The 12652-nt window shown below is 58.6% G+C and carries 8 protein-coding genes, 1 tRNA gene and 1 pseudogene; 6 read left to right on the top strand and 4 right to left on the bottom strand.

All coding sequences use genetic code 11. The features are described 5' to 3' along the window. The first annotated feature begins 240 nt into the window (after positions 1–240). From ACOI8A_RS03645 to ACOI8A_RS03630, 4 genes are all read left to right on the top strand, one after another. Positions 241–1761, top strand: a complete 1521-nt coding sequence (locus ACOI8A_RS03645) for a nucleobase:cation symporter-2 family protein (protein ID WP_420648723.1) — start codon at positions 241–243, stop codon at positions 1759–1761. A 173-nt stretch (positions 1762–1934) separates the two neighbouring features. Next, a complete protein-coding gene (locus ACOI8A_RS03640; RefSeq protein ID WP_420648722.1) occupies positions 1935–2555 on the top strand; it encodes a TetR/AcrR family transcriptional regulator in 621 nt (206 codons plus the stop codon). A gap of 175 nt (positions 2556–2730) precedes the next feature. Then, positions 2731–3852 carry an efflux RND transporter periplasmic adaptor subunit gene (locus tag ACOI8A_RS03635; protein ID WP_420648721.1) on the top strand — a complete coding sequence of 374 codons (1122 nt, stop codon included), beginning with the start codon at positions 2731–2733 and terminating at the stop codon, positions 3850–3852. Next, complete coding sequence (locus ACOI8A_RS03630) at positions 3849–6917, top strand: efflux RND transporter permease subunit (protein ID WP_420651336.1); 3069 nt, start codon at positions 3849–3851, stop codon at positions 6915–6917. The genes ACOI8A_RS03635 and ACOI8A_RS03630 overlap by 4 nt, the downstream gene beginning before the upstream one ends. A 74-nt stretch (positions 6918–6991) precedes the next feature. Here the strand turns inward: ACOI8A_RS03630 and ACOI8A_RS03625 are convergent. Then, positions 6992–7067, bottom strand: a tRNA-Asn gene (locus ACOI8A_RS03625). A 221-nt stretch (positions 7068–7288) separates the two neighbouring features. On the opposite strand from ACOI8A_RS03625, the gene ACOI8A_RS03620 reads away from it, so the two are divergent. After that, positions 7289–7519: a hypothetical protein gene (locus ACOI8A_RS03620; RefSeq protein ID WP_420648719.1), complete on the top strand. Its 231-nt coding sequence runs from the start codon at positions 7289–7291 to the stop codon at positions 7517–7519. On the opposite strand, the gene ACOI8A_RS03615 is transcribed toward ACOI8A_RS03620, so the two are convergent. After that, positions 7516–7716: a hypothetical protein gene (locus ACOI8A_RS03615; protein WP_420648718.1), complete on the bottom strand. Its 201-nt coding sequence runs from the start codon at positions 7714–7716 to the stop codon at positions 7516–7518. The two genes, ACOI8A_RS03620 and ACOI8A_RS03615, sit on opposite strands and share 4 nt — an antisense overlap. 112 nt (positions 7717–7828) lie before the next feature. Then, on the bottom strand, positions 7829–9025 hold the full coding sequence (locus tag ACOI8A_RS03610; RefSeq protein ID WP_420648717.1) for an amino acid aminotransferase: 1197 nt from the start codon (positions 9023–9025) through the stop codon (positions 7829–7831). A gap of 336 nt (positions 9026–9361) precedes the next feature. On the opposite strand from ACOI8A_RS03610, the gene uvrB reads away from it, so the two are divergent. Then, positions 9362–11377: an excinuclease ABC subunit UvrB gene (uvrB, locus tag ACOI8A_RS03605; protein ID WP_420648716.1), complete on the top strand. Its 2016-nt coding sequence runs from the start codon at positions 9362–9364 to the stop codon at positions 11375–11377. Between the two features lie 140 nt (positions 11378–11517). Here uvrB and ACOI8A_RS03600 read toward each other — a convergent pair. Further along, a pseudogene (locus ACOI8A_RS03600) lies at positions 11518–12597 on the bottom strand (DHA2 family efflux MFS transporter permease subunit); the annotation flags it as partial. Positions 12598–12652: the final 55 nt, after the last annotated feature.

Genomic DNA, 12652 nt, shown 5'->3' with positions numbered 1-12652 from the left:
TGTATAGAAAAGAGCGCGACCGTACCGCTGGTCGCCATGAACACTTCAGCCTAGTGGGATAAAACGCGAAGCCGCAGACGGATGTATTGCCGGATTTGTGAGGGATGGAAGCACCGGGATAGAAGGTTGGGTGGCTACCTATCCATTATGTGACTGACAAGTTGTATACAACTCTATGGACATTTGTCCTGAGTCTTGCATACAGTGTGCGCATAACAAAAACCAGGGAACCCCCCAACCATGAAAACGCCCCATGTTTCACACCAACGGCCCGAGGACGAGAATCTCGGGGTCGGCGCGAATATGGCTTACGGCCTGCAACATGTTCTGACCATGTATGGCGGTATCGTCGCGGTGCCGCTGATCATCGGCCAGGCGGCCGGTCTGTCGCCGGCAGACATTGGTTTGTTGATTGCTGCTTCATTGTTTGCGGGGGGGCTGGCGACGCTGCTGCAAACCCTCGGCGTGCCGTTTTTCGGTTGTCAGTTGCCGCTGGTGCAGGGCGTGTCGTTCTCGGGCGTTGCGACCATGGTCGCGATCGTCAGCAGTGGCGGGGAGGGTGGCTTCCAGTCGGTGCTCGGCGCGGTGATTGCCGCGTCACTCATAGGACTATTGATAACCCCGGTGTTTTCGCGAATTACCAAGTTCTTCCCGCCGCTGGTCACCGGGATTGTGATCACCACTATCGGCCTGACGCTGATGCCGGTGGCCGCACGCTGGGCGATGGGCGGCAACAGCCATGCGCCGGACTTCGGCAGCATGCAGAACATCGGTCTGGCGGCGGTCACGCTGGTGCTGGTGTTGCTGCTGAGCAAGGTCGGCAGCTCGACCATCTCGCGCTTGTCGATTCTGTTGGCGATGGTGATCGGTACGGTGCTGGCGGTGTTCCTCGGCATGGCCGATTTTTCCACCGTCACTCAAGGCCCGATGTTCGGTTTCCCGACGCCGTTTCACTTCGGCATGCCGACCTTCCACTTCGCCGCGATCCTGTCGATGTGCATCGTGGTCATGGTGACGCTGGTGGAAACCTCGGCGGACATTCTCGCCGTCGGTGAAATCATCGGCACCAAGGTCGATTCCAAACGTCTGGGCAACGGCCTGCGCGCCGACATGCTGTCGAGCATGTTTGCACCGATCTTCGGCTCGTTCACTCAAAGTGCCTTTGCCCAAAACGTCGGGCTGGTGGCGGTGACCGGGATCAAGAGCCGCTTTGTGGTGGCCACCGGGGGCTTGTTTCTGGTGATACTCGGCCTGCTGCCGTTCATGGGGCGGGTGATCGCGGCGGTTCCGACTTCGGTTCTGGGCGGCGCCGGCATCGTGCTGTTTGGCACCGTGGCGGCGAGCGGCATTCGTACGCTGTCCAAGGTCGATTACCGCAACAACGTCAATCTGATCATCGTCGCCACTTCAATCGGCTTCGGCATGATCCCGATTGCTGCGCCGAGCTTCTACGACCAATTCCCGAGCTGGTTCGCGACCATTTTCCACTCGGGCATCAGTTCGTCGGCGATCATGGCGATATTGCTGAATCTGGCGTTCAACCACTTCACCGCTGGTAACTCTGACCAGCAATCGGTGTTCGCAGTAGCAGAGGAGCGCACCCTGCGCTATCGCGACCTGGCGGCGCTGCGAGAAGGCGATTACTTCAGCGACGGCAAACTGCATGACTGCGACGGCAAGGAGGTGCCGGTGATTGAAGTGGACGCGGATCACGGCCACGGTGCGCCTAAAGTGCAGAGTAAAAGCAGCGAGCATGTCTGACTGCTTTGACGTTTGAAAAAGGGCCGATCTGGTGACAGATCGGCCCTTTTTATTGGGAGCCACCACGCCCTCTTGGGTGGGAGTATGCAATACCTGCGCAAAGGTTGATTGTTGACGCAATTACAATTTGGTCACAAGTTGTCAACCACCTTGGGGATGAGTAAGCTGCTCGCATGAATCAGCCATCAGTTTCTTCGCCCAGCGCCCGAGGCCCAGTCGATCACGACATTCGAGACCAGATTGTCGCGGCGGCCAACGAGCATTTCAGTCAGTACGGTTATGGCAAAACAACCGTTTCTGACCTTGCCAAGGCCATCGGATTTTCCAAGGCTTACATCTACAAATTCTTTGAGTCCAAGCAGGCGATTGGTGAAGCAATCTGTAAAAATTGCCTGACGGAGATCGTCACGGCAGTGGAGCAGGCCATCAACGTAGAGGGCATTTCGCCGACCGAACGGTTTCGGCGTCTGGTCAAAACCGTGATCGCTACAGGTGTGAGCCTGTTCTTCAACGACCGGAAACTCTATGACATCGCAGCGTTTGCGGCGTCAGAGCGCTGGCCCAGTTCAGAACTCTATGACACTCAGATCAAGAACTTCGTGATGCAAATCGTGCGTGAAGGGCGAGAACTGGGAGAGTTCGAGCGCAAGACACCGCTGGACGAAACGGTAGAGGCGATTCATCTCGCGCTGCGGCCCTTCATCAATCCTTTGCTCTTGCAGCACAACCTCGATGTTGTTGAGCAAGCCCCTTCTCTGATCTCCAGTCTGGTTCTGCGCAGCCTGATGCCTTGAACCTCTGCTGACGGATGCACTACGCATCCGTCTCAGCTTGTACGCCTGAAAAACAGATATCAGTCTTTTCTGCTGTGTTCTGATCCAGTGGAAAGTACTCATTTGTCCGATTAGTGACGATTGACTTAATTGGTCACTTGAATGAGCATGGCGCATCCGTTACCGGGAGGTCTTTATGATCCTGCGCCATCGCTTGTCACTCGCTGTCATTCTCGTCTTGCCGTTTGCCCTGGCCGCCTGCAACAAGGCCACGCCTGCCGATCCTCGCCTTCAAGTGCCTTTGGTGCGTATCGGTGTGGTTCAGCCAGCCGGGGCCGCTGCACGGACATTCACGGGGATCGTCGCGGCGCGCGTTCAGAGCGATCTCGGTTTTCGGGTATCAGGGAAAGTCTCGGAGCGTCTGGTGGATGCCGGGCAGACTGTAAAGCGCGGTCAGGCGCTCATGCGCATCGATGCCAACGACTTGACGCTGACGGCGAGGGCGCAGCAGGAAGTGGTTCTGGCGGCGACAGCTCAAGCCCGGCAAGCCATCGATGATGAGCTTCGCTACCGTAAGTTGGTGTCCGTCGGCGCAGTATCGGCTTCCGCGTACGCCGGGTACAAAGCGGCTGCCGACTCGGCGAAGGCCCAGCTCAACGCTGCCCGAGCTCAAGCTGATGTGGCAAAAAACGCGACCGGTTACTCGACGTTATTGGCTGATGCCGATGGCGTTGTGGTGGAAACCCTGGCTGAGCCGGGACAGGTGATTGGCGCTGGTCAGGTGGTGGTGCGTGTTGCTCACTCAGGGCTGCGCGAGGCGGTGATCCAGTTGCCCGAAACGCTCCGTCCAGCCCTGGGTTCTGTGGCGACGGTTGAGCTCTACGGACCCAACCAGCGTGGCGGCAGTGCTCGTTTACGTCAGTTGTCCGATTCTGCCGACCTGCAGACCCGAACCTTTGAAGCGCGTTATGTGCTGGAGGGGACTCTTTCCCAGGCCATCCTGGGTTCGACGATATCGGTGGGTATCGCGGATACGCATGTGGCTGATGCCAAGGAATTACAGGTGCCCATGGGCGCCCTCTACGACGCGGGTAAAGGCCCCGGTGTCTGGCTGGTTGAAGGCGAGCCGGAACATGTGGTGTGGCGTCCGGTCAAGGTTCGCAGCCTGAACAACGAAGCCAGCGTGCGCGTGACGGGTGATCTGCGTGTGGGTGATCGAGTCGTCGCATTGGGTGCGCACTTATTGAGTGAGGGAGAGAAAGTCAGGACTGAACTGACCGGTGCCACGCAAAAAATGCTGGGAGATGTGAGTCGATGAGCGGCTTCAATCTTTCGGCCCTGGCAGTGCGCGAGCGCTCAATCACCCTGTTTCTGATTCTGCTGATTTCTGTGGGTGGGTTGTACGCCTTCTTCAAACTGGGGCGTGCGGAAGACCCCGCATTCACCATTAAACAGATGACAGTGGTCAGCGCCTGGCCCGGGGCGACAGCCCAGGAGATGCAAGACCAGGTGGCAGAAAAACTGGAAAAACGCATGCAGGAATTGCGTTGGTACGATCGGACCGAAACCTTTACCCGGCCCGGCCTGGCGTTCACCACGGTTTATCTGCTCGACAGTACGCCGCCTTCAGCCGTTCAGGAGGAGTTCTACCAGGCGCGCAAGAAAATCCTCGATGAGCAGAAGGGATTGCCGTCCGGGGTGATTGGTCCAATGGTCAATGACGAGTATTCCGATGTGACCTTCGCGCTTTATGCGCTCAAGGCCAAGGGTGAGCCGCAACGCCTGTTGGTGCGCGAAGCCGAGAGCTTGCGCCAACGTCTGCTGCATGTAGCGGGTGTGAAAAAGGTCAACATCATCGGTGAACAGTCAGAGCGCATTTTTGTCGAGCTGTCCTACGAACGTCTGGCGACACTGGGCATTTCTGCACGAGACATCTTCAGTGCGTTGAACACGCAAAACATGATGACGCCGGCCGGCTCGGTGGAAGCGAAGGGGCCGCAGGTTTTCATTCGCCTGGATGGCGCATTTGATGACCTGCAGAAGATTCGTGATACCCCACTGATGGTGGAAGGCAGAACCCTCAAGTTGTCCGATGTGGCTGAGGTCAAGCGCGGTTATGAGGATCCGGCGACGTTCCTGATTCGCAACAATGGTGAGCCGGCATTGTTGCTCGGCGTGGTCATGCGTGATGGCTGGAATGGTCTGGATCTGGGCAAGTCGCTGGAGGCCGAGGCGACAGCGATCAACCAGCAGATGCCTTTGGGCATGAGCCTGACCAAGGTCACGGATCAGGCGGTGAATATTGGCGCATCCGTCAACGAATTCATGCTGAAGTTTTTTGCAGCCCTGGGCGTGGTGCTGCTGGTGTGTTTTCTCAGCATGGGCTGGCGGGTCGGCGTTGTGGTTGCCGCGGCGGTGCCGCTGACCCTGGCGGCGGTGTTCATTGTGATGGCGGCCACGGGCAAGGACTTCGATCGAATTACTCTGGGGTCGTTGATTCTGGCGCTGGGACTGCTGGTGGACGATGCAATCATTGCCATTGAAATGATGGTGGTGAAGATGGAGGAGGGCTATGACCGGATCAAGGCGTCTGCTTACGCCTGGAGCCACACGGCCGCGCCGATGTTGTCGGGGACGTTGGTGACGGCAATCGGTTTTATGCCCAACGGGTTTGCCAAGTCGACCGCCGGTGAGTACACCGCGAACATGTTCTGGATCGTTGGTATCGCGCTGATCACTTCGTGGGTGGTGGCCGTGGTGTTTACCCCTTATCTGGGGGTCAAACTGCTGCCGCAGATCAAGGTGCCTGAAGGCGGGCATGCGGCGATTTACGGTACGCCGAACTACCAGCGGTTCAGGCGCCTGCTGGGCAGTGTGATCCGCCGCAAAGGCCTGGTGGCTACATCCGTCGTTGGCTTGTTTGTTATCGCGATTCTGGGCATGGGTGTGGTCAAGAAACAGTTCTTTCCCACGTCCGATCGACCTGAAGTGTTGGTTGAAGTGCAAATGCCTTACGGCACCTCGATAGAACAGACAGATGCGGCAGCGGCCAAGGTCGAGGCGTGGCTGGCTCGGCAGCCGGAGGCGAGAATCGTCACCGCTTACGTTGGTCAGGGCGCGCCGCGTTTCTATTTGGCGATGGCACCTGAGCTACCCGATCCGTCCTTTGCAAAAATCGTCGTGCTCACCGCGAGCCAGCAAGAGCGCGAGGCGCTCAAGCTTCGCCTCAGGCAAGCCGTGGCCGATGGCTTGGCGCCTGAAGCTCGGGTGCGCGTGACGCAGTTGGTATTTGGCCCCTATTCACCGTATCCAGTGGCCTTCCGTGTGATGGGTGCCGACCCTGCAGTATTGCGGGATATCGCCGCGCAGGTGCGTCAGGTGCTGACCGCCAGCCCCATGACGAGAACCGTCAACAGCGACTTCGGCGAACGCGCGCCGGCACTTCATCTGACGCTGGATCAGGATCGCCTGCAAGCCTTCGGCTTGACCTCGGCCGATGTCGCGCAACAGTTGCAATTCCTGCTCACGGGGGTGCCTGTCACCGAGGTGCGTGAGGACATTCGTTCGGTGCAGGTGGTCGCTCGCTCGGCGGGAGATACGCGTCTGGATCCAGCGAAAATTGCCGCCTTCACGCTGACCGGCGCCCAAGGGCAGCGCGTGTCGCTGTCCCAGGTCGGCGCGGTGGATGTGCGGATGGAGGAGCCTGTTCTGCGACGTCGTGATCGTACGCCGACCATCACCGTGCGTGGTGACGTGGCTGAAGGTCTTCAACCACCCGATGTTTCCAATGCCTTGATAAAGCAGTTGCAGCCCATCATCGACAAACTGCCAGCGGGATACCGGATTGAGTTGGCCGGCTCGATCGAGGAGTCGGGTAAAGCGAACAAGGCATTGCTGCCGTTGTTCCCGATCATGATTGCGCTGATGTTGCTGACCATCATCATCCAGGTACGTTCGATGTCGGCAATGATGATGGTGTTCGCTACTGCGCCGTTGGGACTGATTGGAGTGGTGCCCATTTTGCTGCTGTTCCAGCAACCGTTCGGGATTAACGCCTTGGTGGGGCTGATTGCCCTGTCCGGGATTCTGATGCGCAACACGCTGATTCTCATTGGCCAGATTCACTCCAATGAGCAATCCGGCCTGTCGCCTTACAACGCCGTGGTCGAAGCCACTGTGCAGCGCGCGAGGCCGGTGATTCTCACGGCGCTGGCGGCGATGCTGGCGTTCATTCCGCTGACCCATTCGGTGTTCTGGGGGACGCTGGCCTATACCCTGATTGGCGGTACGTTTGCCGGCACCGTGCTGACCCTGGTGTTCCTGCCAGCGATGTACGCCCTCTGGTTCAAGATCAGGCCTGAGCCCGCGCATACGAAAGACTGAAACGAAAAAACCCGCCAGAAGGCGGGTTTTTTCGAGGATTCAAAGACTGGAAAAACCATCTCTGAATCTATGTTTGGCTCCACAACCTGGACTCGAACCAGGGACCCAGTGATTAACAGTCACTTGCTCTACCAACTGAGCTATTGCGGAATTGGTGCGTATGTTACTGATTCAAAAAGAGAAGTCAAGCATCAGTTATTAACTTTTACGATTCATCAGGACGGACGGTGGTTTGTCAGCGATTGGCGGTTACCAGAATCGCCCGAGAGGTCTACCATGGCCGCCCGGAAGTGGTCACACGCGCTGCCGGCCATTCGCCGAAAAGGTACGCGCCACATGAATCACACATCACTGCACATCGAGGTGTCCGCATGACCACCGCTCAAATCAGCCTGCCCAAGGGCGTCGGCCCGCACGCCGAAAAACTCTTCGATGCGATCACTCAGGCCAGCACCGCTGAAGAATTGAACCGCGCGGGCGGCAAGGCTGAAGGCTTTGTCCTCGGCCTGGAAACTGCCAAGGCCATCAAAAGCCAGATCGCCGAGTCGCTGTACGTGGTCTATGACGACGCTGCCACTCAGCGCGCAACCGAACTGGCTTAACCGCCGAACGTGACGGTGCCGAGCATCAATTTGGCGTAGAGCATCGTCGCGCCGAGTTGCACCAGCCACAGCGCCAGACCGCCGAGAAACACTCCAGCCGCGACTTGCAGCACCAGATTGTTGCTGCGTTTGGCCGGGGAGCGGGGGATGAAGTCATCCATTTCGTCGCGGTCGGCACGCAGGTCATCGTTTTTCATGTTGTCTCTCTGAAGTATCGTCTGTGTGCAGTCTAGAGGTTATGGGCGGCTTTCTTCAGACAAATAAAAACGGGAAGCCCTGAGGCTTCCCGTTTTTCGTCACGCAACCGAATCAGATCACCTGAACGATGGCATCCGTCACCGCTTTGATGTTGCGCTGGTTCAGCGCGGCCACGCAGATGCGGCCGGTGTCCAGGGCGTAGATGCCGAACTCGTTGCGCAGGCGATGCACCTGTTCTGTGGTCAGACCGGAGTAAGAGAACATGCCGCGCTGACGACCGACGAAGCTGAAGTCGCGTTGCGGGGCTTTTTCTGCCAGCAGGCTGACCATCTGTTCGCGCATGCCACGAATGCGCAGACGCATTTCGGCCAGTTCGGCTTCCCACTGGGCGCGCAGTTCCGGGCTGTTCAACACCGCAGCGACGATGCTTGCACCGTGGGTCGGCGGGTTGGAGTAGTTGGTGCGGATCACGCGTTTGACTTGCGACAGCACGCGCGCGCTTTCTTCTTTCGATTCGCTGACGATCGACAGGGCGCCGACGCGCTCGCCGTACAGCGAGAACGATTTGGAGAACGAGCTGGAAACGAAGAAAGTCAGACCGGACTCTGCGAACAGACGCACGGCAGCGGCGTCTTCATCGATACCGTCGCCGAAGCCTTGGTAAGCCATATCGAGGAAAGGCACGTGACCTTTGGCGCGCACGGCTTCCAGTACGTTGTTCCAGTCCGCCGGGCTCAGATCGACGCCGGTCGGGTTGTGGCAGCAGGCGTGCAGGACAATGATCGAGCCGTTCGGCAGAGCGTTGAGGTCTTCGAGCAGGCCGGCACGGTTCACATCGTGGGTGGCGGCGTCGTAGTAGCGGTAGTTCTGTACCGGGAAACCGGCGGTTTCGAACAGTGCGCGGTGGTTTTCCCAGCTCGGGTCGCTGATGGCGACGACGGCATTCGGCAGCAGTTGCTTGAGGAAGTCGGCACCGATTTTCAGAGCACCGGTCCCGCCGACAGCCTGAGTGGTGACTACGCGACCCGCAGCCAGCAGCGGCGAATCATTGCCGAACAGCAGTTTTTGCACAGCCTGGTCGTAAGCGACGATGCCATCGATTGGCAAATAGCCTCGCGAGGCATGCTGAGCAGCGCGGGTGGTTTCGGCTTCGATAACGGCGCGCAGAAGTGGAATTCGCCCCTCTTCGTTGCAGTAAACACCCACGCCCAGGTTGACCTTGTCGGTGCGGGTGTCTGCGTTGAATGCTTCGTTGAGGCCCAGGATCGGATCACGGGGTGCCATTTCGACAGCGGAGAACAGGCTCATTTTTGCGGCGGCTCTGAATGGAGTATGGAGGGACGTGTAGCGCTCCAGCCGAATGCACTAGAGCGGTGCACAAACGGGGAGCTAGTATAGAGGCCATCATCGACCGATGGCGACAGGCGAATCGGCTTTTGGCGTAAGTTTTTCCGATTATTTCTCGACCGTTAGTCGATTGCCCATGTCAGAGACTTTACCGGATGTAGGACGTTTGCCTTGAAAGGCGAGGCAATCGACTCCACATTCAACACAATCTTCGTTTTTCCTCGGGCGACATTGCTCGTTTGCGGTCTTTTCCGTGGCGCGCCGGTTGATCCGCAGCGTCGCGACCCAGAGGTATTTATGTCCGAATTCCAGCTTGTCACCCGTTTCGACCCCGCTGGCGACCAGCCGGAAGCCATTCGCCAATTGGTCGAGGGCATCGAGGCCGGGCTGGCGCACCAGACGCTGCTCGGCGTGACCGGTTCGGGCAAGACCTTCAGCATCGCCAACGTGATCGCCCAGGTGCAGCGTCCGACGCTGGTGCTGGCGCCGAATAAAACCCTGGCCGCGCAGTTGTACGGCGAGTTCAAGGCGTTTTTCCCGAACAACTCGGTCGAGTACTTCGTTTCCTACTACGACTACTACCAGCCTGAAGCTTACGTGCCGTCGTCCGACACCTTCATCGAGAAGGATGCGTCGATCAACGACCACATCGAGCAGATGCGTCTGTCCGCGACCAAAGCGCTGCTGGAGCGCAAGGACTCGATCATCGTCACCACGGTGTCGTGCATCTATGGTTTGGGCAGCCCGGACACCTATCTGAAAATGGTGCTGCACATCGATCGCGGCGACAAACTCGATCAGCGCGCCCTGGTGCGCCGCTTGGCGGACTTGCAGTACACGCGCAACGACATGGACTTCGCCCGCGCGACCTTCCGCGTGCGCGGCGATGTGATCGATGTTTATCCGGCCGAATCCGATCTGGAGGCGATCCGCATCGAGCTGTTCGATGATGAGGTCGAGAGCATTTCCGCGTTCGATCCGCTGACCGGCGAAGTCATCCGCAAGATGCCGCGTTTCACTTTCTACCCGAAGAGCCACTACGTAACGCCGCGCGAAACCCTGCTCGGCGCCATCGAGGGCATCAAGGTCGAATTGCAGGAGCGCCTCGAATACCTACGCAGCAACAACAAACTGGTCGAAGCCCAGCGCCTGGAGCAACGCACGCGTTTCGATCTGGAGATGATCCTCGAACTCGGCTACTGCAACGGCATCGAAAACTACTCGCGCTACCTCTCGGGTCGCGATTCCGGCCAGGCGCCGCCGACCTTGTTTGACTACCTGCCGGCCGATGCCTTGCTGGTGATCGACGAATCCCACGTCAGCGTGCCGCAGGTCGGCGCGATGTATAAAGGCGACCGTTCGCGCAAGGAAACCCTGGTCGAATACGGCTTCCGTCTGCCCTCGGCGCTGGACAACCGGCCGATGCGTTTCGACGAATTCGAAACCATCAGCCCGCAGACGATTTTTGTATCGGCCACGCCGGGCAATTACGAGGCGGAACACGCCGGTCGGGTGGTCGAGCAGTTGGTGCGGCCGACCGGTCTGGTCGACCCGCAAATCGAAATCCGTCCGGCGCTGACCCAGGTCGATGATCTGCTCTCGGAAATCGGCAAACGCGTGGCGCTGGAAGAGCGGGTGCTGGTCACCACGCTGACCAAGCGCATGTCCGAGGACTTGACCGATTACCTCGCAGATCACGGCGTGCGCGTGCGCTATCTGCACTCGGACATCGACACCGTCGAACGCGTGGAGATCATCCGCGATCTGCGCCTCGGCGCTTTCGATGTGCTGGTGGGAATCAACCTGCTGCGTGAAGGTCTGGACATGCCGGAAGTGTCGCTGGTGGCCATTCTCGATGCGGACAAGGAGGGCTTCCTGCGGTCCGAGCGATCTCTGATCCAGACCATCGGCCGTGCGGCGCGTAACCTCAATGGCCGCGCGATTCTTTACGCGGATCGCATCACCGGTTCGATGGAGCGTGCGATTGGTGAGACTGAGCGTCGTCGCGACAAACAGATCGCGTTCAACCTGGCCAATGGCATTACGCCGAAGGGCGTATTCAAGGACGTCGCCGACATCATGGAAGGCGCCACCGTGCCCGGTTCGCGCAGCAAGAAGCGCAAAGGCATGGCCAAGGCTGCCGAAGAAAGCGCCAAGTACGAAGCCGAACTGCGTTCGCCGAGCGAGATCACCAAGCGTATTCGTCAACTCGAAGAGAAGATGTACCAGTTGGCGCGTGATCTGGAGTTTGAAGCGGCGGCGCAGATGCGTGATGAAGTGGCGAAACTCCGCGAGCGCCTTTTGGCTGTTTGATCTTCATTGCTTCAGATGGCCTCATCGCTGGCAAGCCAGCTCCCACAGGTTTCTCTGGTGTTCACACATGTTGTGTACACCGTCAATCCTTGTGGGAGCTGGCTTGCCAGCGATGGGGCCAGTACAGGCCATACAAAAAATCAGTGGGCCTCTCCAGCCTTCAACCCCTGCGGCAATTTCTTGGTCAACAAGATCGCCAACATGCTGATCCCCAGCGCAATCCCGACAAAGTGAAACGCATCGTTGTAGGCCATGATCGCCGCCTGCTGATGCACGATTTCACTCAACTTGCCCAGCGCTGCCGTGTCACTGCCAAAGCGATCGGTCATCGACGCCATACGCTCGGCCACCTGTGGATTGGTCGGCACAATCGCCTCGCGCAGATAATCGAAGTAGGTCTTGGTGCGCGCATCCAGTAGCGTGGCGAGCAACGCGATACCGATCGCGCCGCCGAGGTGGCGCAGGATGTTGAACAGGCTCGACGCCGATCCCGCGTCCTGCGGCAGGATGTACGCCGTGGCAATCAGCGAAATGGTGACCATGATCAGCGGCTGACCCAGCGCACGGATGATCTGGATCTGATTGAACTGCGGCCCGGCGAAATCCGGATTGAGCACCCCCGAAGAAAAACTCGCCAGCCCGAACAGCCCGAAGCCCACCGTACACGGCCACTTCGGCGAGATGTATTTCATCAGCTTGGGCACCAGCGGAATCAGAAACAGCTGCGGCACGCCCATCCACATGATCACTTCGCCAATCTGCAAAGCGTTGTAGTTCTGGATCTGCGCCAGGTAAAGCGGCAGCAAATAGATCGAGCCGTACAATCCGACGCCCATGCCCAGGCTGGAAATACTCGACAGGCCAAAGTTGCGATTGCGCAGGATGCCCAGGTTGATCAACGGATTCGGCTTGGAGATTTGCACAATGACGAAGGTGATCAGACTCACCAGTGCAATGCTCCCCAGCATTACGATCAGGCTCGATTCCAGCCAGTCCTTGCGATGGCCCTCTTCAAGAAAAACCTGCAAACAGCCGAGGCCGATCCCTAGCGAGAGGATGCCGGTGTAGTCGGTGCTTTTCAGCAGTTCCCAATGCGCCTCTTTCTTCTCCAGACCGTACATCAGCCCGGCAATCATGATCAGCCCCGGCGGGATGTTGATATAAAAGATGTATTCCCAGCCCCAGTTTTCCGTGAGCCAGCCGCCGAGGGTCGGGCCGAGCATCACGCTCATCACCGCAATCCAGTCGCGCCGGGTCGGTTCGCCGACCGGGCGG

This window comes from Pseudomonas sp. P4795 (assembly GCF_048822895.1).
In the GTDB taxonomy this organism is placed as follows: domain Bacteria; phylum Pseudomonadota; class Gammaproteobacteria; order Pseudomonadales; family Pseudomonadaceae; genus Aquipseudomonas.
The sequence above is the reverse complement of the archived record's forward strand: the minus strand, read 5'-3'. Positions and strand labels throughout refer to the sequence as shown.